Raw genomic sequence first — 21,785 nt, 5'->3', positions numbered from 1 at the left:
GCAGGCGAACGGTGAGAATCCGGGCTGCCCTGAAAATCGGTACGTAGCGGGGAAGGTGGGGCAGCACGGACGGTTGCGCGATCGCTCGATGGACATCGTGGGCCGGTCCCGCGCGGATGATCGGCAAGACGGGCCGATCCGACCGCCACTAACGGGTTTACTCCGGTAAGCGCGTGGGATCTGCGGCCTGGGTCGAGTGTGCCAGGGATCGGACCGTGTTGACCGGCAGGGGCCAATGGGTGGGGAGGAGGGGCGCTGGAAAGTGATCAGGCGATGGATCGGTTCCTGGCGGGGATCGAACGCCGTGCGCTGCGCATGGCGGAGTTCGCCACCGGGAGTCGTGATGCATCACTGGATTTGGTGCAGGATGCGATGATGCGTCTGGTCCAACGCTACGCCACCCGGCCGTCGGAGCAGTGGCCCCCACTCTTTCACCGGATCCTTCAGAACGGGATCCGGGACTGGTACCGGCGCGAGGGGCTGCGGCGGCGGCTGCGTCTTTGGATCGGTGGGCAATGGGACCCGCATCAGGAAGACGCCGGTGCCGATCCGATGGATACCCTGCCCGACCATCAGGCGGTGGACCCGCTGGACGGGCTCGCTGACGGTCAGGCGATGGAGGCGCTGGAGCGGGCGTTGCGCGCCCTGCCCCGGCGCCAGCAGCAGACGTTTCTGTTGCGGGCGTGGGAGGGGCTGGGGGTGGCGGATACCGCGCGTGTCATGGGTTGTTCGGAGGGGAGCGTGAAGACCCACTATTCCCGAGCGGTCCACGCATTGCGCAAGCAACTGGAGGCGCACTGGCCATGAACAGAGATCAAGAGGATGTATTTCTGGAGCGGGTCCGGTCCTCGCTGGACGCCGGGGTTCGCGACCTGGACGGCCCTACGCTGGAGCGCCTGCAGGGCGCGCGTCGGCATGCGCTGGCGAGCGCGCGGCCGTGCCGCCGGCGATCCATTTCATTGTGGGTGCCGGCGGCGGCGGTCGCAGGGGTCGTGGCGCTCGCGTTACTGTTGGTGGTGGGCCGGCCTTCCGCGCCGGCCAGCAGTACGGTGGCGGCGCAGCTGGACGCGGTGGATGTACTTGCGAGCGGGGATAGTCTGGATCTTTACCAGGACCTGGATTTCTATACGTGGTTGGCCCGTGACGCGGACCAGGGTTGAACGATGGCTCCCGCTCCTCGGGTCGCTGCTGGCGCCGTACGCGGCGGCGGCGCAACTTCCCGATGCCCGGCGCCCGCCCCCGATCGCGGCGCCTGCGCCGGCGCCGGATGAGCGCCTGTTGGAGTTCCTGGGTTCGTTCGAGACTGCGGATGGACGGTGGATCGATCCCGGCGCCCTGGATCGGGAGGACCGCCGGCCGCGGCCTGAATCTCGCGTTCCGGGCAGGCCGCCGACGACGGTGGATCCCAAGGCAACGGAGGCGCCCGACGATGGGTCACATTAGGCGATGGTTGTGGGCGGCGTGTATGCTGGCGCTGGCGCTCTCTCCGGGCTTGGCCGCGGCGCAGCCGAGGGTGTCGTGGGATCAGCTCACGCCCCGCGAACAGGCCGTCTTGAAACCTTTTGCCGGGCGCTGGGAGCGACTCCCGCCCCAACGCCAAGCACGGCTGCAGCGCGGCGCGGCGCGCTGGGCCCAACTCACCCCCCAGCAGCGTCAACAGGCGCGAGCGCGGTTCAAGCACTGGAGATCGCTGAGCCCGGAGGAGCGTGCGCGCATCCGCCACCGCTACGAAGCCTTCCGCAGACTCCCGCCGGCCGAACAGGAACGGATCCGACGCCGTTACCAATGGTTCCAGAATCTGCCCCCAGAGCGCCGACGGGAGTTACGCCAGCGTTGGCGAGGGCTTACACCGGAGCAGCGGCGCGGCGCGTTCCCGCACGGCCGCAAGGTCGAATAGGCGAGGACCATAAGGGACGCGCCGGACGCCGTTCCGCGTTTCCCCGGGGCGATGTGACGGTGTCCGGGTTCGGCGAGTAACGCCCGGCGTGCCCGCCCGGCAGGGGTGGGTCCACGCCGGGCGGGCACTACCGTCGTGGTGGAAAACCGGCCTAGTGGCTGGATCTATTTCGGTCCCATCAGACCCGCTGGGTCACTCAAGAGATCGAATTCCGTACCCGCTCACTCACACGCGCGTGTGTGGCGCAGATGAGACCCGGACCGGCTCCCGGCCATCAGAGCCGCTTCACGGCCTGAATCAGTTTGCCCACCATTTCCTGGGCATCGCCGTACAGCATTCGGGCATTGTCCTTTCCGAACAGGGCATTCTCGATCCCGGAGAAACCCTTACCCTGACCGCGTTTGACCACCAGCACGTTCTTGGCCTGATCCACGTTCAGGATCGGCATGCCGTAGATGGGGCTCTCGGGGTTGGTGCGCGCCACCGGGTTGACCACGTCGTTGGCACCGATCACCAGCGCTACGTCCACAGTAGGGAACTCGGGGTTGATCTCGTCCAGATCGTAGATCTTGTCGTAGGGGACGCCAGCCTCCGCGAGCAGCACGTTCATGTGTCCCGGCATGCGTCCCGCCACCGGGTGGATGGCGAATTTGACCTGCACGCCGCGATCATCCAGCAGCTCGGCGAGCTCCCAGATTTTGTGCTGCGCCTGGGCCACCGCCATGCCGTAGCCGGGTACGATGATCACCTTGCTGGAGTAGCCCATCATGATGCCGGCGTCTTCGCCGTCGATGGATTTGAGCGCCCCCGCCTCGCTCGCCGGGCCGGCCGCTTGCGGGGCGTGGCCGAAGGCTCCGAACAGTACGTTGGCCAGTGAACGGTTCATGGCCTTCGCCATCAGCTGGGTGAGCAGCGAGCCAGCCGCGCCCACCACGGTTCCGGCGATAATCATGGCCGCGTTGTTGAGCACAAAACCCTCAAACGCTACGGCCAGCCCAGTCAAGGCGTTGTACAGCGAGATCACAACCGGCATGTCTGCGCCGCCGATGGGCAGTGTCATCAGCACACCGAATGTCAGGGTGAGCAGGAAGAACGCCAGCACCAAGTAGCCGCCGGCCCCATTGAAGGCCAGGGCGGCGCCGATGACGAGCGCCGCTGCGAATACCACCAAGTTGAAAGGCTGCTGCATGGGAAACACGATGGAGCGTTTGATCAGGCCCTGCAGCTTGGCGAACGCGATCAGGCTTCCACTGAAAGATATGGTGCCGATCAGGCCCCCGAGCACCGCCAGGGTGAGCGCCGTGTGACCGTGGCCGTTGCCGAGTCCACCCCGCACCAGTTCCAAGGCCGCTATGGCGGCGGCTGCGCCGCCGCCCATGCCGTTGTACAGCGCGATCATCTGGGGCATGTCGGTCATGGCCACGCGCTTGCCGGAGACCCAGGCGACGCTGGAGCCGAGGGTGATGGCCGCGATCATCAGGACATAATTGGTCATCCCCTGCCAGAAGAATGTCACGAACGTTGCCACCAGCATGCCGACGCCTGCCCACACGATCCCGCCGCGGGCGGTGACCGGCGAGCTCATGCGCTTGAGCCCCAGGATGAACAGGGCCGCGGCCAGGAAATAGCTGACCTGGATGACCGTATTCATCAGTTCGACCCCTTACTGCTTTTGAACATTTCCAACATGCGTTCAGTCGCCACGTAACCGCCTACCGCGTTCATGGATGCAAGCAGGACTCCGAAGAAGCCGATGGTCCGTTCCAGCCCGGTATCGGCGTGGCCCATCGCCACCATCGCGCCTACCAGTACGATCCCGTGGACGAAGTTGGAGCCCGACATGAGCGGTGTATGGAGGATTACCGGCACGCGGGCGATGATCTCGTAGCCGGTGAAGGCGGCCAGCATGACGATGTACAGCGCGGTGAAGCCCTCGATCATCAATTGTCTCCTTCGACCAGTGCGCGTGTGGGCTCATGGCGGATCACCCCGTTATGGGTCAGCGCGCTTCCAGCGATGACTTCATCGTCCCAGTCCGGTACCAGTTCGCCGTCCTTGATCATCAGTGACAGGAGGTTGAGGATGTTCTTCGAGTACATCTCGCTGGCGTCGGCGGCCAGCATACTCGGCACATTCAGGGGGCCGTGTATCAGTACGCCGGCATGCTCCACTGTCTCGCCCGGCCGGGTCAGTTCGCAATTCCCCCCGCTCTCCGCGGCCAAGTCCACGATCACTGCTCCCGGTTTCATATTTTCCGTCATGGCCCGGGTGATGATGCGCGGCGCCGTGCGTCCGGGCACCGCCGCTGTGGTGATTACGACATCCGCGGTGCTGACGTGACGTCCTAACACCTCGGCGGACTGCTGCTTTTCCGCTTCGGTGAGTTCGCGGGCATAGCCGCCCTCGGTTTGGGCGTCGACGCCCACATCCACGAATTTGGCTCCCAGCGACTGTACCTGTTCCTTGGTGACGCCACGCACGTCATAGGCCTCGACGATGGCGCCGAGGCGGCGCGAGGTGGCGATCGCCTGCAGTCCCGCCACGCCGGCGCCGATCACCAGCACCTTGGCGGGGCGTATGGTTCCGGCGGCGGTGGTCAGCATCGGGAAGAAGCGGCCGGTCAGGCCCGCGGCGATCAGGGCCGCCTTGTAGCCCGCGGCGGCGGCCTGGGACGACAGGGCGTCCATGCTCTGAGCGCGGGAGATGCGTGGAATCAGTTCCATTGCGAAGCTGGTGATCCCACGGTCGCGCATACGGGCGACCCGCTCCGGGTAACGGTGGGGCATCATGAAGCCGATCACCACGGTGCCTTCCGCCAACCACTCGATCTCCTCGTCTGAGGGTGGGAGTACCTTGAGTACCACTTGGGCCTCTGAATACAGCGCCCGGGCGTCGGTGACCAACCGGGCCTTGGTGTAGGCCCCGTCTTCGAAATGGGCGCGCTGGCCCGCACCGGCTTCCAGCAGGATTTCCACGCCAAGCGTGGCCAAGCGGTCCGCGACGGCCGGTACCACAGCGACGCGAAGTTCTCCCGGGGTGTTTTCCTTAGCGACGGCCACGCGTATCGGCATCGTCTGTCCTCGCTCTACCGGCTTTGTTCGTGTTGGGTTGACCAGGGCAGGAAAGCATCACGCATACGCGGTGCGGCCAGTCTGAGCCGTTCCTGGGTTCCCGCAGATGTGCCAGCGCGGGCAAGGCTCACCCCGGCACAGTAAAGCGGAGAATAATAGCCCATTCTGCCCAGCGTTCAAACTTACCGGACTAGGGTCCGGCGCGTTTCCGGACGGTGGCCAAAGGGGTGAAGGGTGGGGAAAGGGCTGGAACTGGCTGCATTTACACAAAGATGATACCCTTTTCCTCCACCCGACTGGTGGGTCGGACGGACGGTATCCCGCTCCTATGCCCGCCCCGGGTTCGGACTTCGGTCGCGGGGTTGGCGGCCGATAACCCGGGTGGTGCCCAGGTCGAGCCCTGGGATGGCGATACCCCGAGGAGCACCGTGTACGACTTGAGGCTCCAAGTTCTGCGGACCGATGTGGCGGGCATGCCCCTGGAATGGATCGATTACCAGGACGCCGTACGCCTATATCACCTCGGGCAGGTGGCTTATACCTGCGGAACCCTGCTCTACCGCATCCATGGTGGGATCAATGCCATCACCGGCCTGCGCAGCATGATCGACGTTAATTCGATCATCGCCACCTATGGTGACAATCACGCATTGGCGAAGGCCCGAGATCACTATGTACCGCCCCTCAACAACCCGGCGCTGTTCAAGCGCGACGCCCGGTTGTGCCTCTACTGCGGGCAGCGTTTCGCGGACCGTGATCTGTCGCGGGACCATGTCACGCCCTTGAGTCACGGTGGGGAAGACGCCTGGAACAATGTGGTGGCTGCCTGCAAGCGGTGCAACAACCACAAGGCGGGACGCTCGCCGGAGCAGGCACAAATGGAGCTGTTGGCGGTGCCCTTCGTGCCTACTCACGCGGAGTACATCTACCTGCAGGGCCACCGGGTGTTGGCGGACCAGATGGAATTCCTACTGGCCCACTTCCCCCGCACCAGCCCGCTGCACGAACGCCTGCGCCGTCAAGCCTGAATTGCGCGGCACCAGGGCGGGTGACCGCCGGCCACGCACGCAGCGTACTTGGTGGATGGCTGTCCGTATATCTGTGCCTATTTCGTATGGTCCGTGATCGTCGGCATCGTGCCACGTCCGTGCCGCTCGCGCTCGCCTCTGGCCAGCGTCTCGGGGAAAGAATCGGCGCGCATTTCTCACCGGCCTACTGCCGTGTCCGCCGTTGCCCCGGTATCGTGCGCTGCCTATGATGTCCAGGCGGCGCGCCGGGACGCTCATCCGGCTCCATCACCAGGACCAATCACCATGGCGGCGTTACCCGGGGACACACTCTGGCTGGCGGTCGCCGCGCAGCTTACCGCGGTAACCGGGGTCACCTTTGCCACCTATCGCGCTCAGCCCCTGGGCGGGGGCTGTATCAACGCCGCTTACCGGCTGGAGGACGGTCGCCGCCGCTATTTCGTCAAGATCAACACGGCGGCACGGGCGTCGATGTTCGAGGCCGAGGCGGACGGACTCCGGGAGATCGCCCGCAGCGCGACGGTTCGGGTGCCGAAGCCGATCTGTACCGGTGTCCACGGTAGCTCGAGTTACCTAGTGCTGGAGGCGTTGGATCTGGCAGCAGGGAGTTCGCGCCTAGCGCTGGAGCACCTCGCCCGACAGCTTGCGGCCATGCACCGCACGCCGTGCCCGCGCTTTGGCTGGCATCGCGACAACACCATCGGATCGACCCCCCAACCGAACGCCGTCTCCGATGACTGGGTGGCGTTCTGGCGGGAGCGGCGCTTGGGGTTTCAGTTGGAGTTGGCAGCCCGCAACGGGCATGGGGGACGGCTGCAATCCCGGGGACAGCGGTTGATGGCGGGGTTGCCGGCCTTCTTCCAGGGGCACCGGCCGGTGCCCGCGTTGTTGCACGGTGACCTATGGGGTGGGAACTATGGAATGACGGACGCGGGTGAGCCGGTGATCTTCGATCCTGCCACCTACCATGGGGACCGGGAGGCCGACCTGGCTATGACCGAGCTGTTCGGTGGATTCGGGGAGCGTTTCCACCATGCCTACGGGGAGGTCTTCCCCGTGGACCCCGGGTACCCTACCCGCCGGGTGCTCTACAATCTCTATCACGTCCTGAATCACCTGAATCTGTTTGGCGGAGGATACCGGGCCCAGGCCGAGCAGATGATCGATCTCCTGCTGGCGGAACTGGGCTGAGGGCTAGTGCGCCGTGGGGGGAGCGGTGGGGTGTGTCGCCCCGCCCGGCGCCGTGCCCGAGTCCGGCTCGTCCCCCGAATTCAGATCGAATTTCGGACGTGGCGGGTTGCCATCGTAGATGACGTACATGCGGTGTTGATGATAGGCCTGTCGTACGAAGGTGTAGGGGTCGAGGGCGCCGACCCCCAGCACTTGGCCCGCGGCCAGCAGTTGCGCGCGCTTGTCGATCGTTTGCAGGACCCCGAGCGGTATGCTGATCACGATGGGCACGTAGGTCAGGGGATCGGTCAACAGGCCGACACCGAGGCCGTAGATGTCCCGGGTGCTGGAGGAGCCGAACAAGGGCAGCACCAGGTAGTTATCGGTCTCCACGCCCCAACCCGCCAGCGTCTGTCCAAAATCCTCCTCGTGGGCTTGCATCCCAAGATGTGTGGCTACGTCGAACAGTCCACCAATTCCAATTGTGGAGTTGGTGATGAAACGTCCGGAGTCCGACGCCCCTTGGGACCACTTACCCTGAAAGACGTCATTGACGATGACGTTCAGATATACCAAGTTGCCGAAGAAGTTCGACACGCCGGTACGTACCGGCTGCGGCGTGATATACACGTAACCGCGTGCCACCGGCTCCAGGACATGGCGGTCCAGCGTATCGTTGAACCAGTAGATCTTGCGATTGACATGTTCGTAGGGATCCTGGAACCGGTCGTGGAAGTTGGAGAGGTTGGAACAGCCCGGCACGGTGCTTAGGACCAGGGGAATCAACGCCATGTGAACCAGCCGCATGCCTGTCTTCATCGCCGTGCCGCCATCCTTTTGCGTGAGGTTATCGGGCGCGGCTACGAGGCCGATCGCCCAGTCGTTTTGTCGGCAGTCCAGCGCAAAAGCTTACCGCGGGCGCGGGCAGGATGCACGTGGCTCGGGGCGCCCGCCGGTGGGGTTCGGGCCGTACCCGCCACCAAGGCGAATATCCCGAATGACGGCCCGGCTTCCGTCACAGCGCACTTGCGCCCGCCAAGCGTCGCGGCGCGGCGTCGCCGCCGGGTGCGCCATCGTCTTCCGCACCGTATACTCTTGACATCCGCGTATGGGGTGACTGTCTGAAGGCGGCAACATGAAGATGAGCGAATTTGCCCGGCGCCGGCGTCAGCTGATGCGTATGATGGGCACGGACAGCATTGCGATCCTACCCGCCGCGCCGGAACGGGTACGTAACCGGGACGTGGAATATGTGTACCGTCAGGACAGTGATTTCCAATACCTGACCGGCTTCCCGGAACCAGAAGCAGTGGCCGTGCTGGCCCCCGGCCGGCGCCATGGGGAATATATCCTTTTCTGTCGCCCGCGCGATCCGGATCGCGAGACATGGACTGGCGCACGCGCCGGCCAGGAAGGGGCCGTGGAGGCGTTTGGGGCCGACGATTCATTTCCCATCGGGGACCTGGACGATATCCTGCCTGGTTTGTTGGAAGGCCGGGAACGGGTCTTTTATACCATGGGTCGTCACCCGGAATTCGATCAGCGTCTGATCGCCTGGGTCAACCGGATCCGGGACAATACCCGTGCCGGCAGTCGCGCACCGGGTGAATTCGTGGCGCTGGATCCCATGTTGCACGAGATGCGTTTATTCAAAGGCGCGGCGGAATTGAGGGTGATGCGCGCAACGGCGCGGATTGCCATGGAGGCGCATCGGCGCGCGATGCAGGTGTGCCGCCCCGGCATGATGGAGTACGAGATCGAGGCGGAGCTGCTCCATCACTTCCGGCGCCACGGCGCCCAAAACGCCTACCCGCCGATCGTGGGCGGGGGTGCCAACGGCTGCGTGTTGCATTACATAAGCAACGATCAGCCATTGCAGGATGGAGATCTGTTGCTGATCGACGCGGGCGCCGAGTTGGAATGCTATGCGTCCGATATTACCCGCACCTTTCCGGTGAACGGCCGTTTCAGCCCCGCTCAAAGGGCCGTCTACGAGCTGGTGCTGAAGGCCCAGCACGCCGCAATCGCCAAGGTCCGGCCCGGGAACCACTGGAACGATCCCCATCATGCGGCGGTCAAGGTGTTGACCGAGGGGATGGTGGAGCTGGGCCTGCTCAAGGGCAAACCCGCGGCCCTCATCCGGGATGAGGCCTACCGGCGATTCTACATGCATCGCACGGGCCACTGGATGGGGATGGATGTGCACGACGTGGGCGAATACAAGGTCGCCGGCAAGTGGCGCCTGCTGGAGCCCGGCATGGTGTTGACGGTGGAGCCGGGCCTGTATATTCCCGCCGGGTCCAAGGGCGTGGCGAAGAAGTGGTGGAATATCGGCGTGCGGATCGAAGACGACGTGCTGGTCACCGCCACGGGCCACGAAGTGCTGACGGGTGGGCTGGCCAAAGGGGTCGAGGAGATTGAGGCATGGATGGCGCGCAAGGCCTCCTAGCTACGCGCGTCCGGCCGTCCGCCGCGCTGGAGCGGCGCTCGGTCCAGGACCGGCGGCAGGTCTTCCCCGTGCGCCGTGCCTGGCCCGGTAGCAGGCCTCGATCATGACCAGCGACTTCGACCTGTTGATCCTGGGTGGCGGTTTGGTGGGCGTCAGCTTGGCGTGCGCACTGGGCGGGCAGGGTCTGCGCATCGGACTCGCGGAGGCGGTTACCCCGAATTCGGATGGTGGACCCGGTTACGACGACCGCAGTCTGGCACTGGCCTACGGGTCGCGGCGCATCTTCGAGGGGATGCGTCTGTGGGACCGGCTGGTGGCGGAGGTCACGCCCATCCACCGCATCCACATTTCGGAGCGCGGGCGTTTCGGGGCCGCACGCATCGACCGCGCGGAGGAAGGGGTGGAGGCCCTGGGCTATGTGGTGCCGAGCCGGGCATTGGGCCGGGTGCTGATGGACCGGCTCGCGACGCTCGACGGCGTGGAACTGCTATGCCCGGTAACCCTGGATGGGTTTTCTGTACAGCCGGATCTGGTTCAGGTGCGGTTGCAGACCGATGGGCGGGCCCGTGCGGTAAACGCGCGGCTGCTGGTGGCGGCGGACGGGGCGCGCTCGGCAGTGCGTACCGCCTTGCATATTCCCACCCGGCATTGGGAATACGGTCAGACGGCAGTGCTGGCCAATATCACCCCGGGGCGGCCGCACGGGCATGTGGCCTACGAGCGATTCACCGACCAGGGTCCTCTGGCCCTGCTTCCCCTGGACGCGGATCGTTGTGCCATGGTGTGGACCCGGCGCGACGCAGCGGTGGCGGGTGTGCTGGCATTGAATGACGCGGATTTCCTGGCGGCCCTGCAGACGTGTTTCGGGGGCCGGCTCGGGCGCTTGCTGCGGGTCGGCGCGCGCAGCGTGCAACCCCTGTCCCTGACCCTGGCCCGCGAGGCGGTTCGGCCGCGGGTGGCACTCATCGGCAATGCCGCCCATACCATCCATCCGGTGGCTGGGCAGGGGTTCAACCTTGGCCTGCGGGACGTAGCGGTACTGGCGGAAGTGGTGGCACGGGCGGTGGCGGAGGGCCGGGATCCCGGGCACCGCGTGGTGCTGGACGCCTATGCTCAATGGCGCCGCCAAGACCAGCGCCGGGTGGCCCTGTTCACCGACGGGCTGGCGCGGATCTTCACCAGCCCGCTGGGTCCCGTGGCCGCCTTGCGCAACGCCGGTCTGCTCGCCCTGGACCTGTGCCCGCCGGTCAAGCATCTGCTGACTCGCCGGACCATGGGTATCGCCGGGCGGCTGCCGCGGCTGGCGCGGGGCCTGGGCCTGTAGCGCCCGGGAACCCCGTATCCTGGCCGATGGGCTCCGCGGTCATTTTTTACGACATGGACACTAAGTGAGGCCCATTCGCCGTACACTCACTGAACTCGTGTTCACGGCGTTACCCGACCTTATGGATGACCACTTCGACATTGCGATCATTGGCGCCGGTCTGGTTGGCGGCACACTGGCTTGCCTACTGGACCGCAGCGGGTTTCGGGTGGCACTGGTGGAGGCCCGCGCCCCGCGGCCGCCGGGTGAGATGGGGGCCGATCCGCGGGTCTGGGCGCTGACCCTGGCCTCGGAACGGATCCTGCGTCACGCCGGCCTGTGGCCGCGGCTGGATCCGAGGCACCTGGGCCCGTTCCGGGAAATGGAGGTATGGGACGGCGCCGGAAGCGGACGGATCCATTTCGATAGCGCGGACATCGGGGTTTCCGCCTTGGGCCACATCGTCGAGAACCACCATTTGGAGGTGGCCCTGCGGGCGCAACTGCAGGACCTGCCTTCGGTGGAGTGGATCTGTCCCGCCGAGCCCGCTGCCCTCTGCTTCGGTGACGCGGCGGTACAGGTGGATCTGTCGAACGGGCGCCGGCTCACCGCGGGGCTGGTGGTGGGGGCCGATGGGGCCGATTCCACCGTGCGCCGCTACGCGGGCATCGCGACCCACGGCCAGCCCTATGTACAGAGCGCGGTGGTGGCGTGCGTGCGTACCGAGGAATCCCACCGGGAGACCGCATGGCAGCGCTTCCTGCCCGAGGGGCCGGTCGCGTTTCTACCCTTGGCGGATGGGCGCAGTGCCGTGGTTTGGTCCACGACGCCGGTCCATGCCCAGGCGCTGCTGGCGATGGATGAGTCCGCGTTTCTGGACGCCCTGCGGGAGGCCGGCAACGGGACCCTGGGGTCCCCATTGGAGACCGGACCCCGCGCCGTCTTTCCGTTGCGCCGCTTGCATGCCGATGCCTATGTGCGTGACGGGCTGGCGCTGGTAGGAGACGCCGCCCACACGGTCCATCCCCTGGCAGGGCAGGGGGTTAATCTCGGTCTCCTGGACGCCGCAAGCCTAGCCCAAGTGCTCGGGGAGGCCCAGCGTACCGGCCGCCGTGTCGGTGCGCTGCGGGTGCTGCGTCGCTACGAGCGTTGGCGTAAGGGCGAGAATCTGGGCATGTCGGCGGTGTTGGACGGATTTCAGCGCTTGTTCGGGAGTCCCCGGCCGCCGGTGCGTTGGCTGCGCAACGCCGGGCTCAACCTCACCGATGCGGCGCGCCCGGTGAAGCGGCGCATCATGGCGCGCGCGTCCGGCCTCGCGGGCGATCTCCCGGAGCTGGCGCGCCCGGGGGTGGCGGGGTGACCCGGCCGCGGCCGCCACAGGCCGGCGCACGGCGATCCGGCGGCGGTGTTCGCCGATATCCGCGCCCGGCCGCCTGATCTCCGCTGCGCGCCGATGGACCTGCTGCAGATCACCTCCATCCTGGTTGCCGTCGCTGCGTTGTTCAGCTACCTCAACGAACGTTTCCTGCGGTTACCCACCACCATCGGCCTGATGCTGATCGCGCTGGTCATGTCCCTGGGACTGATCGTGCTCGGACATCTCGGTCTCGCACCGGATACCGCGGTGCGCGAGTTCCTGAGCCATATCGACTTCAATCAAGCGCTGCTGCATGGGATGCTGAGCTTTCTCCTGTTCGCCGGCGCCCTGCACGTGAATCTGGAGGACCTGCAGCGCCACGGGTGGACCATCGGCCTGCTGGCCACCGGTGGTGTCGTGTTCTCCACGGCGGTGGTGGGGGTGCTCGGCTGGTGGTTGCTGAAGTCGTTGGGGATGGAACTGCCGTTTCTGTACTGCCTGGTGTTCGGAGCACTGATTTCGCCCACCGATCCCATCGCGGTGCTGAGCGTCTTGAAGACCACGCATGTCTCCCGGGGGCTGGAGACCAAGATCGCGGGCGAGTCGCTGTTCAACGACGGGGTGGGGGTGGTGCTGTTTCTGGTGCTGTTGGGAATTGCGGCCGAAGGCAACGGTGTCCATCCGGGCGAGATCGCGCTGCTGTTTTTGCGCGAGGCGGGCGGCGGGGCCGTATTCGGGCTGGCAACGGGCTATCTGGCCTACCGAATGCTGAAAGGCGTGGACAACTATTCGGTGGAGGTGCTGATCACGCTCGCGCTGGTGACCGGAGGCTATACCCTGGCCGACGCGCTGCATCTATCGGGACCCATCGCCATCGTCGTGGCCGGACTGCTGATCGGCAACCATGGCCGGGTGCTGGCCATGTCGGACACCACCCGGCAACACTTGGATATGTTCTGGGAATTGGTGGACGAGATCCTCAACGCCGTGCTGTTTGTCCTGATCGGCCTGGAGGTGCTGGTGCTCACCTTTACCCCCCGCTACCTGGTGGCGGGCGCCGCGATGATCGTCGTGGTGCTGGCGGCGCGTTTCGTGAGCGTGGGCCTGCCGGTGCGCCTGCTGCGCCGGTTTCGGGAGTTCAGTCCCAACGCAATCCTCATCCTGACCTGGGGTGGGTTGCGCGGTGGCATCTCGGTGGCCCTGGCCCTATCCCTGCCACCGGGCCCCGAACGCCCGGTGATCCTGGCGATCACCTATGTGGTAGTGGTGTTCTCCATTCTGGTTCAAGGACTCACGGTAAAACGGCTCGTGCAAGGGCCGTTCGGCCAGGGTCGCGGTGCAGACCGACACTGACGTATCCCCGCAGCCCTCCGCCTGATGCCGCGGTGCTAAGCCGCCCGCGGCATCGGCCCGGGACGGGTCCACCGCCACAGCACCACGAGCCCCAGAGCGGTCAAAAACAAGGTGCCCGGTTCCGGGACCGCCCGGCGTGCCGCGATCGCAATGATCTCGTGGCCGGCGGCGGTGGGATGGATACCGTCCCAGAACAGATAGTGGTTCGGGTCGCTGCAGTAGGCGAGATTCGGATTCGCCTGGCCGAAGCTCAGGCACGGGTTGGTGACGTCGGTCAGGCCGTAGGCGCCTGGATTGCTGGTGACCTGATCGATCAGCCCGAAGATGTCCAGGCCCAGCAACCGGGTGCCCGGATGGAGCGTGCGGATCCCGCCCAGAGTGCTGTTGAGCAGGGTATCGAAGGTTGCCGACAGTAGCGTGGCGTCCGTTGCGACGCCGGCATCCTGGGCCGCCGGTGTCAAGCCCAGGTTGGGCACGTTCGGTACCAGGATGGTGCCGGCGCCGGCACCAATCAGATCCTGGACGATTCCGCCGACATTCGCCACCGCGGTCTTGAGCGCCGCGAGCGGATTGGCCGATGTGGCCGCGTCGCGTACGTCGTTGCTGCCGCCCCACACCACATAGAGCGCATTGTGCGGCAGCCCGCCGGGATAGGCGGCGAGCAGTGTCTGGCTCTGATCCAGCAGCGATGGCGGGATGCTGCCCGCCGGACCGGTGCGCGCGCCGCCAAAGGCGTAGTCGCTGCCGCCGAGCAGCGACGGCGTGGCCGATAGCCCCAGCATGCCGGCCAGATCCTCGGCCCAGACGGGGCCGTTGCTGAATCTTCCGCTTGCATAGGGTAGTGACGGGATAGGAGCGAAGGGAGGCTGTGACGTGCGCCCGCCCAGGGCCACGAACGCGTTTCCGCTGTCCGACAGGCTGTCGCCCAGCACAAACAGACTGGTATACGGTGTCGCAACGGCGGCATGGGCGGTGAGTATCAGGGTAGCGGCGGTCAGAAAACGGACGACGAGATGCCTATGCATGGCGGTTGGTCCCCGGCTGTGAATTGTGGTTCGATTTGGCCAGCGGTAGCACGATAACAGGGCACGGTGGATGCCGCAGCCTATTATTCTGCGCCGGGCCGCGTGAGGGCAAGGACGACCGGATGCCTGGGGGGGACCGTAGCAGCCGATGCAGCCGCGCGGCGTAGTATGGACCTGGACGAAATCGGGCCGGGGGTCATTCGGTCGTGACCGGGGTCTGCCGGCGATGACCGGCCAAGGCCGGCGTGGCGTGTCAGAGAGGGCGTGCGTCCCGGGACTATATGCCCCCCCTCCCGACGTCCTTATCAGGGCCGCTTCTGCAGTTTGCGTTGCAAGGTGCGCCGGTGCATCCCCAGCACATGGGCGGTCGCCGACAGGTTGTTGTCGTTTCTCATGAGTACCCGTTGGAGATGTTCCCACTCAAGTTGCCGTACCGACAGCGGGCGATCGAGCGTTGGGACGGAGGTATCACCTCCGTCGGGAGATTTACCCGGCCGGCCCGGCGTGTACGGTCGTATCCTGTCCCGGGCTTGCGCCAGATTGAGAAACCGGCTCTACTCTTCGAGCGTGATGGCCCGTGGCGGGGCTTTGTTGTCGCCTGTGGCCGAGTCCCAGAACGAGATGGCCCGGACACGATCGCGGGCACTTTGAACCCCAATGGAGGATGCGAGATGAAAGACGTGGTCCTGTTGGTGGGGCGTTTGTTCATGGCTTCGATCTTTCTGATCAGCGGTTTTCACAAGATCACCGGGTATGCGGGTACCCAGGCGTTCATGCAGTCCCATGGCGTTCCGGGCATGTTGCTGCCCCTGGTGATCCTACTGGAGCTGGGTGGCGGTACCCTGTTGGTGTTGGGTTGGCAGACGCGACTGGTGGCCTGGTTATTCGCCGGATTCACGCTGGCGGCAGCGTTGATCTTCCATACCAACTTCAGTGATCAGTCTCAGGTGCTGCTATTCATGTTGCATATGCCGATCGTCGGGGGATTCCTGGTGCTCGCGGCCCACGGCGCGGGCGGGTTGAGCCTCAATGGCGGCGGACGGCCGTCCGCTGACTGAACCGACCTGGGAGTGGGTGGCCCCCCGGCTTTGCAGTGGCCGCTGATCCCGCCGGTCCGGTTGTGGCTGCTCGACCTGGTGTACCGCAGACGTGTCCCCGTCACGATTCACATGACGGTCGTGGCCGCGACGCTACGACGATGGTACCCTGACCCGCTCCTGATGTTGGATGGTTGAATGGTGCGGATCGTTCCCTAGCCCGGTGCCGCCGCCGGCGTTGTACCGATTTCGCGTGGAGCGGTGCAATGCAGATGCCGCAGACCGATGTCCCCTGTGTTACGGCCGAGCAGATGCGCGAGGTGGACCGCGCGATGGTGGAAGGCCTGGGCATCGGCTTGATCCAAATGATGGAGAGCGCCGGGCGGCATCTGGCTCATCTGGCACGCAGTCGATTTCTGGACGGTGATCCGGTGGGCCGGGTGGTCACGGTGCTGGCCGGGTCCGGCGGCAACGGCGGCGGTGCCCTGGTGTGCGCCCGCCGTCTACATACCTGGGGTGCCGAGGTCACGGTGGTCCTGGCCCGCGACACTGACGCGTTCGTCCCGGCCTCTGCCCACCAGTGGGAGATCTTGACGCGCATGGGGGTTGCGGTGCTCGGGGCAGATGCTGTCTCCCACGCGCCGCAAGGCGGTTTGATCGTGGACGGGATCCTCGGTTACAGCCTTGCGGGGGCACCGCGGGGCGCATCTGCGGACTTGGTGCGCTGGGCCAACGGATGCGCGACGACGGTCCTCGCACTGGATGTGCCCTCGGGAGTCGATGCCGGGTGTGGCACCGTGTACGATCCCGCAATCCGTGCCACTGCAACGCTTACCCTAGCGTTGCCCAAGTGCGGTCTGTTTTCCGCCGCCGCCGCGCCGTACGTAGGTGAACTTTACTTGGCGGATATCGGCGTGCCCGCTGCCGTTTATCAGGCGCCATCGCTGGGATTGACGGTCGGTCCGCTGTTTGCCCGCGAGGAAATTATCCGCTTGAGTTGACGACACGGGTGCGGGGTGGGGAGGATGGTGTATCATCACCCGCGCCGGGAGGCGCGAATCCGCGCCCTATGCCCGTCACGGCGGCGCCCCCTCAGGGACCCTGAATCGAGACATTCCGGAAGATCGCATCAGGCATGAACGCGACGGTAGAACTGCACGTGATCATCGGTTCCGGCGCGTTGGGCATGGCCCTCAGCCGGGAGTTGCTCGCGCGACGCAAGCGCGTGCGCATGGTCAACCGCTCCGGGGTGGCCGATGTGCCCACGCGGGTATACGTATTCCGGGGCAACGCTGCCGATCCCGCGACCCTGCGCGAGGCTTGCGAGGATGCCACGGTGATCTACCACTGCGCGCAACCCTCCTATAAGGATTGGGTGGCTACCGCGCCCGCTCTTATGGACGGTGTCATTGAGGCCGCCGCGGTGTCCGGGGCCCGGGTTGTGTACGCCGACAGTCCATGGGCCTACGGCCCGGAGCCCGGCCCGCTAACCGAGGAACTGCGCTGCCGGCCCTCCGGGGTCTTCGGTGCCGTCCGTGCTCGGCTCGCCGCCCGGCTCATGGAGGCTCATCAGAGCGGACGGGTGCGCGCCACCATCGGCCGCGCCGCGGATTTCTTCGGGCCGTTTTCCCGTACCTCACTCCTCGGACGTTACGTATTCGACCCGGCCATGGGCGGGCGGACCATTCGGGTGCCGGGTGACCCTGATTTACCGCATACCTACACCTACATCGACGATTTCGCCCGTGGGCTGGTTGTCCTCGCCGAACGGGATGAGTCTTTGGGACAGGCCTGGCATGTTCCCAGTGCCGAGACCGTGACCACCCGGTGCTTCGTGGAAATGGTACTCAAAGAACTGGGTGCACAGACGCGGCTGCAGGTGGCGCCGCGATCTGGGTTCACTGTGCGGGGCTGGTTCGATCCAGCGGCAAAGGCACTGAACGAGACCCGTCAGCAGCGGGACCGGCCGTTCGTCTTGGGCCACGGAAAATTCCAAACCGCGTTCGGTGCCGAGACCACGCCGCATCCGGAGGCGATCCGCAAGACCCTGGAGTGGTGGCGTCAGAACCCGGCCTGAGCCGGAGGTGGGGCATGAACGTTCCAGCGCTTGAGACTTTACTGGCAGCGTTCCCGGTGGTGGCCCGGATCGTGGTGGCGTGGAGTGACATGGACGCCCTGGGCCACGTGAACAACGCAATGTATTTCCGTTACTTCGAGGCGGCGCGGATCGCTTATCTGGAGCGCCTGGATGCCATGGCGCTGTTGGGCGCCACCGGTGTCGGGCCGATACTCGCCGCCACCCACTGCCATTTTCGGGCTCCTCTTACCTATCCGGACACGATCGCCGTGGGTGCCCGTACCACGGGGGTAGGTGAGGACCGGATCACCATGGAATATGCTGTAGTTAGCCCCCGGCTGGGCCGGGTGGCCGCGGAAGGTGGAGCGGTGGTCGTCACCTATGACTATCAGCAGAATCGCAAGGCCCCGCTCCCTGAGGCACTGCGGGCACGGATTGCGGCCCTCGAAGGCGCACCGGCTGGACTCACGCCGTAACGGAATTGTTCGCGGCCGCCGATCGCACCGGGACGCACCGCATGCTCGAACGCCGACACCGCGCTGTAGCACCGTAATTTGAAGTCAGTATGCGGCGCACAGGAGAAGCATTTCTGGATGTTCCGTCATTTCGCATCGCACACCCGGTTCGTCGTGGTGTGCGGACCCTGGTGGGCCGTCTGATTTGTGCCGCTATTCAGGTTTTTGGCCCGAGGACCACGAGCCGCTAAAGCAGCCTGCTCGTGAGTCGATAGTACAGACGCGGCACCACGCGATTTGCAAGCGTAGAGAACTTTTCCTACATCTTGATGTCGAGTGAAGGACGTGCCAACCCGTTCTCAGCAGGGTCCAACGTGGTGTCGGTAGACTGACTCTAGTCTCTAATGTGAGGTTCCGTCATGGCTTATGACCGTGCTTCGATCGCAACCCGCCCCGCTGCGGCACGCGTCCTCCTCGCGCTGCTCCTGGCCGCGTTTACGGCTGGCGCCCATGCTGACGCATCCGGGAAGGATACGTCAAAAAAAGACACCTATAGCCAGGATACGGTGATCCACGACGCCACGACTTTCTTCGGGAAAGGCAGTGCGGGTATCGCCAAGGTCGTCGAAAAGGCGTTCGCCGATCAGGGGCGTCCCAATGCGATCATCAAGGGCGAGGAAGTCGGCGGGGCCCTGGTAGTGGGCCTGCGCTATGGCGATGGCACCTTGGAAATGAAGAACGGTGCACAGGAAAAGGTATTCTGGACCGGCCCGTCAGTGGGTTTCGACTTCGGGGGCAACGCCTCCAAGGTCTACGTGCTGGTCTATAATCTGCCGAATCTCGACGCCATCTTTCAACGTTTCCCCGCTGTCGATGGCAGCCTCTACTATGTAGCTGGCGCGAGCATCAACTATCAACGGATCGATGGTATTACCCTGGCACCGATCCGCCTGGGAGTGGGCTTGCGTGCCGGCGTGAGTCTGGGTTACATGCATTACACCCGCAAGAAGTCCTGGATGCCCTTCTAACCGGTGTTCCTCGCAGGCTGTTCCAGTTCCCGCCAGCACCAGCGACGGAGGGTCGTGTGACACGCCACTATTCGGTGCCGCGTTGCCCTGACGGGGGCAGCCCTGTGTCGGAGCTGGGTCTTTACCAGAGCCAGCCGAAGGGCGGGTGCTGCCAACCCGTGACCCGCCCGTTCCCGGTAAACATGACGGAGCCGTTGCCAGTGCCGGTGTATTGGTAGTACCAAACCGGTTGCCCGTTGAGTTGAAAGCGCCGGCTTGGCTCCCCCAGCAGCGCCCGCACCTGGTCACCGTTCATCCCTTCCCTGAGCGCGCTCCAGCTTTCCTTGGCACTGGGGGTGAGGACGCGGCCCGCGTCGTGGTGTGGGACTGTGGGCGCTTGGGTGGCCGAGCGGGAGATGGTAGGCCCGGGTGGTGGTGACTGAGGCTGAGCCGTCGCCGCCGGCTTGCGGGCCTTCAGTGTATGCACCTCCTGTTCCAGTTCCTGGACCCTGCGCTCGAGCTGATCCACTTGGTGTTGGATGCCGGTGTTGCCGGGCGCATCGGCATGTGCGGGGGTAATCATCGGTGGGGCGACGGCCAGTGCCAGGACCCAGGTGACGGAGCGTAACCGGAATCGTCGTTGAATCATGGCGTTTTCCTGCGGTGTAGCGAAGGCGTGAGGGATTTTATTTAGAACCTATCTCAAATGCATCTCGGTCGCCCATGCGGCGTTGCGGACCCTGCTGCGGTGCTCATTGACGGGGCGTAAACGGCGCTCCTCGCAGGGCCCGCGCCTTGCCTGAACGCCCGATCTGCGATTTTGAGATAGGTTCTAGTATCGCACGACGGGCGTTCCGCGGGTAACCAATAAACGGGCCGCCACCCGTACTTCGGTGATTACCACATCAGCCAGCCGAGCAGGTAGAAGGTGTTGTTGTCTGGTATAGCCGGTGTACTGGGCCGTGAACTTGGTGTTCTCCCAGGGCAGGTAGCTCGCCTGGAGGATGTAGCCGCGGCTGTCGCCGGTGATCAGGGCCGAGTTCCCGGTCTTCTGAAAGTAGGCCACGGTGCCTGTTGCCCAGTGCCCCAGATGGTAGGTGCCGTTGAGCCGCAAAGTCCTGCCCTGTGCCGATTCTCCATTCACCAGTCCGCCCACGGCCCCGCTGTATCCATCCACGTTTTCATAGAGGTAGAGCATGTGGGCAGATATCGAGTCACTGTCGTTCACGGGCCGCTCGTACTGGGCATCGACGCCGACGTCGGTGTACTTGTCGCTCACACCGTTTACGGCGGGAAAATTGGCGGCTGGTACTAGTCTGGCGTACAGCCCAAGGGTGCCGACCTCCAAGTAGTTGGCGCCGAAGTTCTGTTGCCATGCCAGCCGCCAGTACGGCGCGAAATTCTGGATCGTGCCGGGGCTGCAGGAGCTGATGGACGGATCGCACCCGGTACCGCCCGGAACGCCCAGGTGTGCGGAGCGGTAGGCGTCCGCCTCGACATAGAGGTGCCCGTTCACCAGCGTGTAGGCGCCGAGTCCGGCCACGTCCTGTGCCAGCCTGCCGTCGAGGAGGGCGCTATAGGTGGGTGTGCCGGCGGTGTTCGAGGACGCGAACGGGAAGCCCCAGGCCGGGACCGTGTTCCACACGTCCTGTACCGTGGGGTTGTTGTTCAGGGTCACTCCGTAGATCGTGTCGCCGCCAAACAGAGTGGTGTGATTGGCATAGCGCACATCCGTGCTGTCCCAACGGAACTTGTCGTTCGGCTGACTATAGGTAAACCGCAAGAAGGTCCCCATGTGCGGGGAGATCTCGCCTGCGAAGAAGAAACTGAGCTGCTGCGGGAACTCCACGTTGTTGTTCTGTATGTCCTGCCCGGCTGTCCTACGCAGCGCCGCGGTGCTGGCGACATTGGTGAATCCCACCTGCAGCATGGCGGACAGCGGCGGGATTCCGGGAACACCGTGTGGCAGGCCTGACAGGGTAATCCCGTCTGGCGCGCGAAGCTGGGTACGGCGTTGGCGTTGGTTGAGAACAACACGGCCGCGATGACGACCGAACCCGCAAGTCCCTTGATTACAGATCGCCGTTTCATGGGTATTCCGCCCTGCTGCGTTGATGCGTTGTCCCGGTATGGATGACGCTGGGTCCGGACTGATCGTGAGGGCCACCTTGCTAACCCGCAAACCCACGGGACAAGTAAAGCCAAATGCCACCGGAAGGTCATTGACGTGCGTCAGCTCGCCGCCATTTCAGTAACGTACCGGATGCGCAACTGACCGTCTACTTCTTGCGACTACCGTACCACCAGCGATCAGACGACGGCCAACGCTACGGATGCCCCACGCAAAAAAACGGGCCGCGGATAGTCGCGGCCCGTTCCACTGAAGGGGAATCACCACATCAGCCAGCCGAGCAGGTAGAAGGTGTTGTTGTCTCCTGCGTGGGCGCTGTCCCCGTCGAATTTGGTATAGCCGGTGTACTGGGCCGTGAACTTGGTGTTCTCCCAGGGCAGGTAGCTCGCCTGGAGGATGTAGCCGCGGCTGTCGCCGGTGATCAG

The 21,785-nt window shown here is 65.0% G+C and carries 23 protein-coding genes; 15 read left to right on the top strand and 8 right to left on the bottom strand.

What is annotated here, in order from left to right:
* Positions 1-273: 273 nt before the first annotated feature.
* From B7Z66_08740 to B7Z66_08725, 4 genes are read left to right on the top strand one after another with little or no spacing between them, the layout of a single operon-like run.
* Positions 274-807 (top strand): RNA polymerase sigma factor, encoded by a 534-nt coding sequence (locus B7Z66_08740; protein OYV76422.1) that lies wholly within the window; start codon positions 274-276, stop codon positions 805-807.
* Entirely contained in the window at positions 804-1,160 is a 357-nt protein-coding gene (locus tag B7Z66_08735; protein ID OYV76421.1) for a hypothetical protein, read from the top strand. Before B7Z66_08740 ends, B7Z66_08735 begins: the two co-directional genes overlap by 4 nt.
* Positions 1,141-1,443, top strand: coding sequence for a hypothetical protein (locus tag B7Z66_08730; GenBank protein OYV76420.1), 303 nt, complete (start codon positions 1,141-1,143; stop codon positions 1,441-1,443). Before B7Z66_08735 ends, B7Z66_08730 begins: the two co-directional genes overlap by 20 nt.
* Positions 1,430-1,897, top strand: coding sequence for a hypothetical protein (locus tag B7Z66_08725; GenBank protein OYV76419.1), 468 nt, complete (start codon positions 1,430-1,432; stop codon positions 1,895-1,897). The genes B7Z66_08730 and B7Z66_08725 overlap by 14 nt, the downstream gene beginning before the upstream one ends.
* 274 nt (positions 1,898-2,171) lie before the next feature.
* Here B7Z66_08725 and B7Z66_08720 read toward each other — a convergent pair whose 3' ends face one another.
* Genes B7Z66_08720 through B7Z66_08710 form a run of 3 tightly spaced genes read right to left on the bottom strand, consistent with a single transcriptional unit; the run spans position 2,172 to position 4,968 of the window.
* Entirely contained in the window at positions 2,172-3,548 is a 1,377-nt protein-coding gene (locus B7Z66_08720) for an NAD(P) transhydrogenase subunit beta (protein ID OYV76418.1), read from the bottom strand.
* Positions 3,548-3,838 (bottom strand): NAD(P)(+) transhydrogenase, encoded by a 291-nt coding sequence (locus B7Z66_08715; GenBank protein ID OYV76417.1) that lies wholly within the window; start codon positions 3,836-3,838, stop codon positions 3,548-3,550. The genes B7Z66_08720 and B7Z66_08715 overlap by 1 nt, the downstream gene beginning before the upstream one ends.
* Positions 3,838-4,968: an NAD(P) transhydrogenase subunit alpha gene (locus B7Z66_08710; protein ID OYV76416.1), complete on the bottom strand. Its 1,131-nt coding sequence runs from the start codon at positions 4,966-4,968 to the stop codon at positions 3,838-3,840. Before B7Z66_08710 ends, B7Z66_08715 begins: the two co-directional genes overlap by 1 nt.
* 473 nt (positions 4,969-5,441) lie before the next feature.
* On the opposite strand from B7Z66_08710, the gene B7Z66_08705 reads away from it, so the two are divergent.
* Both B7Z66_08705 and B7Z66_08700 read left to right on the top strand, forming a co-directional pair.
* On the top strand, positions 5,442-5,996 hold the full coding sequence (locus tag B7Z66_08705) for an HNH endonuclease (protein OYV76457.1): 555 nt from the start codon (positions 5,442-5,444) through the stop codon (positions 5,994-5,996).
* Between the two features lie 285 nt (positions 5,997-6,281).
* Positions 6,282-7,187 carry a hypothetical protein gene (locus B7Z66_08700; GenBank protein ID OYV76415.1) on the top strand — a complete coding sequence of 302 codons (906 nt, stop codon included), beginning with the start codon at positions 6,282-6,284 and terminating at the stop codon, positions 7,185-7,187.
* 3 nt (positions 7,188-7,190) lie between these two features.
* Here the strand turns inward: B7Z66_08700 and B7Z66_08695 are convergent, their stop codons facing one another.
* Positions 7,191-7,985 carry a hypothetical protein gene (locus B7Z66_08695; protein ID OYV76414.1) on the bottom strand — a complete coding sequence of 265 codons (795 nt, stop codon included), beginning with the start codon at positions 7,983-7,985 and terminating at the stop codon, positions 7,191-7,193.
* A 316-nt stretch (positions 7,986-8,301) separates the two neighbouring features.
* Here B7Z66_08695 and B7Z66_08690 point away from each other — a divergent pair, with 316 nt between their 5' ends.
* The 4 genes from B7Z66_08690 to B7Z66_08675 all read left to right on the top strand — a co-directional run bounded on the left by B7Z66_08690 (position 8,302) and on the right by B7Z66_08675 (position 13,628).
* On the top strand, positions 8,302-9,615 hold the full coding sequence (locus B7Z66_08690) for a Xaa-Pro aminopeptidase (protein ID OYV76413.1): 1,314 nt from the start codon (positions 8,302-8,304) through the stop codon (positions 9,613-9,615).
* Positions 9,616-9,718: 103 nt separating this feature from the next.
* Positions 9,719-10,939 carry a 2-octaprenyl-6-methoxyphenyl hydroxylase gene (locus B7Z66_08685; protein OYV76412.1) on the top strand — a complete coding sequence of 407 codons (1,221 nt, stop codon included), beginning with the start codon at positions 9,719-9,721 and terminating at the stop codon, positions 10,937-10,939.
* Positions 10,940-11,060: 121 nt separating this feature from the next.
* Positions 11,061-12,278 carry a hypothetical protein gene (locus B7Z66_08680; GenBank protein ID OYV76411.1) on the top strand — a complete coding sequence of 406 codons (1,218 nt, stop codon included), beginning with the start codon at positions 11,061-11,063 and terminating at the stop codon, positions 12,276-12,278.
* Positions 12,279-12,371: 93 nt separating this feature from the next.
* Positions 12,372-13,628, top strand: a complete 1,257-nt coding sequence (locus B7Z66_08675; GenBank protein OYV76456.1) for a sodium:proton antiporter — start codon at positions 12,372-12,374, stop codon at positions 13,626-13,628.
* A gap of 35 nt (positions 13,629-13,663) precedes the next feature.
* Here the strand turns inward: B7Z66_08675 and B7Z66_08670 are convergent, their stop codons facing one another.
* Positions 13,664-14,653 carry a hypothetical protein gene (locus B7Z66_08670; GenBank protein ID OYV76410.1) on the bottom strand — a complete coding sequence of 330 codons (990 nt, stop codon included), beginning with the start codon at positions 14,651-14,653 and terminating at the stop codon, positions 13,664-13,666.
* A 305-nt stretch (positions 14,654-14,958) separates the two neighbouring features.
* Entirely contained in the window at positions 14,959-15,192 is a 234-nt protein-coding gene (locus tag B7Z66_08665) for a hypothetical protein (GenBank protein ID OYV76409.1), read from the bottom strand.
* A gap of 132 nt (positions 15,193-15,324) precedes the next feature.
* Between B7Z66_08665 and B7Z66_08660 the strand changes: the two genes are divergently transcribed.
* The 5 genes from B7Z66_08660 (at position 15,325) to B7Z66_08640 (ending at position 19,250) form a co-directional block, all read left to right on the top strand.
* A complete protein-coding gene (locus tag B7Z66_08660) occupies positions 15,325-15,711 on the top strand; it encodes a DoxX family protein (GenBank protein OYV76408.1) in 387 nt (128 codons plus the stop codon).
* A 245-nt stretch (positions 15,712-15,956) separates the two neighbouring features.
* Positions 15,957-16,691, top strand: a complete 735-nt coding sequence (locus B7Z66_08655) for an NAD(P)H-hydrate epimerase (GenBank protein OYV76407.1) — start codon at positions 15,957-15,959, stop codon at positions 16,689-16,691.
* A 134-nt stretch (positions 16,692-16,825) separates the two neighbouring features.
* Complete coding sequence (locus B7Z66_08650; GenBank protein OYV76406.1) at positions 16,826-17,767, top strand: hypothetical protein; 942 nt, start codon at positions 16,826-16,828, stop codon at positions 17,765-17,767.
* Between the two features lie 14 nt (positions 17,768-17,781).
* Entirely contained in the window at positions 17,782-18,243 is a 462-nt protein-coding gene (locus tag B7Z66_08645; GenBank protein OYV76405.1) for a thioesterase, read from the top strand.
* Between the two features lie 398 nt (positions 18,244-18,641).
* Positions 18,642-19,250: a hypothetical protein gene (locus B7Z66_08640; protein ID OYV76404.1), complete on the top strand. Its 609-nt coding sequence runs from the start codon at positions 18,642-18,644 to the stop codon at positions 19,248-19,250.
* A gap of 121 nt (positions 19,251-19,371) precedes the next feature.
* On the opposite strand, the gene B7Z66_08635 is transcribed toward B7Z66_08640, so the two are convergent.
* Positions 19,372-19,878: a hypothetical protein gene (locus B7Z66_08635; protein ID OYV76403.1), complete on the bottom strand. Its 507-nt coding sequence runs from the start codon at positions 19,876-19,878 to the stop codon at positions 19,372-19,374.
* A 183-nt stretch (positions 19,879-20,061) separates the two neighbouring features.
* Positions 20,062-21,159: a hypothetical protein gene (locus B7Z66_08630; protein ID OYV76402.1), complete on the bottom strand. Its 1,098-nt coding sequence runs from the start codon at positions 21,157-21,159 to the stop codon at positions 20,062-20,064.
* Between the last annotated feature and the right edge of the window lie 626 nt (positions 21,160-21,785).

The organism is Chromatiales bacterium 21-64-14 (assembly GCA_002255365.1).
In the GTDB taxonomy this organism is placed as follows: Bacteria; Pseudomonadota; Gammaproteobacteria; order 21-64-14; family 21-64-14; genus 21-64-14.
This window is presented reverse-complemented; position numbering and strand designations above follow the sequence as displayed.

What these genes read in the sequence shown, in the direction of transcription:
- B7Z66_08740 (OYV76422.1), top strand. Translation starts at nt 274, where the DNA reads ATGGATCGGTTCCTGGCGGGGATCGAACGCCGTGCGCTGCGCATGGCG.
- B7Z66_08735 (OYV76421.1), top strand. Translation starts at nt 804, where the DNA reads ATGAACAGAGATCAAGAGGATGTATTTCTGGAGCGGGTCCGGTCCTCG.
- B7Z66_08725 (OYV76419.1), top strand. Translation starts at nt 1,430, where the DNA reads ATGGGTCACATTAGGCGATGGTTGTGGGCGGCGTGTATGCTGGCGCTG.
- B7Z66_08720 (OYV76418.1), bottom strand. Translation starts at nt 3,548, where the DNA reads ATGAATACGGTCATCCAGGTCAGCTATTTCCTGGCCGCGGCCCTGTTC.
- B7Z66_08715 (OYV76417.1), bottom strand. Translation starts at nt 3,838, where the DNA reads ATGATCGAGGGCTTCACCGCGCTGTACATCGTCATGCTGGCCGCCTTC.
- B7Z66_08710 (OYV76416.1), bottom strand. Translation starts at nt 4,968, where the DNA reads ATGCCGATACGCGTGGCCGTCGCTAAGGAAAACACCCCGGGAGAACTT.
- B7Z66_08705 (OYV76457.1), top strand. Translation starts at nt 5,442, where the DNA reads ATGCCCCTGGAATGGATCGATTACCAGGACGCCGTACGCCTATATCAC.
- B7Z66_08700 (OYV76415.1), top strand. Translation starts at nt 6,282, where the DNA reads ATGGCGGCGTTACCCGGGGACACACTCTGGCTGGCGGTCGCCGCGCAG.
- B7Z66_08695 (OYV76414.1), bottom strand. Translation starts at nt 7,985, where the DNA reads ATGAAGACAGGCATGCGGCTGGTTCACATGGCGTTGATTCCCCTGGTC.
- B7Z66_08690 (OYV76413.1), top strand. Translation starts at nt 8,302, where the DNA reads ATGAAGATGAGCGAATTTGCCCGGCGCCGGCGTCAGCTGATGCGTATG.
- B7Z66_08685 (OYV76412.1), top strand. Translation starts at nt 9,719, where the DNA reads ATGACCAGCGACTTCGACCTGTTGATCCTGGGTGGCGGTTTGGTGGGC.
- B7Z66_08680 (OYV76411.1), top strand. Translation starts at nt 11,061, where the DNA reads ATGGATGACCACTTCGACATTGCGATCATTGGCGCCGGTCTGGTTGGC.
- B7Z66_08675 (OYV76456.1), top strand. Translation starts at nt 12,372, where the DNA reads ATGGACCTGCTGCAGATCACCTCCATCCTGGTTGCCGTCGCTGCGTTG.
- B7Z66_08670 (OYV76410.1), bottom strand. Translation starts at nt 14,653, where the DNA reads ATGCATAGGCATCTCGTCGTCCGTTTTCTGACCGCCGCTACCCTGATA.
- B7Z66_08660 (OYV76408.1), top strand. Translation starts at nt 15,325, where the DNA reads ATGAAAGACGTGGTCCTGTTGGTGGGGCGTTTGTTCATGGCTTCGATC.
- B7Z66_08655 (OYV76407.1), top strand. Translation starts at nt 15,957, where the DNA reads ATGCAGATGCCGCAGACCGATGTCCCCTGTGTTACGGCCGAGCAGATG.
- B7Z66_08650 (OYV76406.1), top strand. Translation starts at nt 16,826, where the DNA reads ATGAACGCGACGGTAGAACTGCACGTGATCATCGGTTCCGGCGCGTTG.
- B7Z66_08645 (OYV76405.1), top strand. Translation starts at nt 17,782, where the DNA reads ATGAACGTTCCAGCGCTTGAGACTTTACTGGCAGCGTTCCCGGTGGTG.
- B7Z66_08640 (OYV76404.1), top strand. Translation starts at nt 18,642, where the DNA reads ATGGCTTATGACCGTGCTTCGATCGCAACCCGCCCCGCTGCGGCACGC.
- B7Z66_08635 (OYV76403.1), bottom strand. Translation starts at nt 19,878, where the DNA reads ATGATTCAACGACGATTCCGGTTACGCTCCGTCACCTGGGTCCTGGCA.
- B7Z66_08630 (OYV76402.1), bottom strand. Translation starts at nt 21,159, where the DNA reads ATGCTGCAGGTGGGATTCACCAATGTCGCCAGCACCGCGGCGCTGCGT.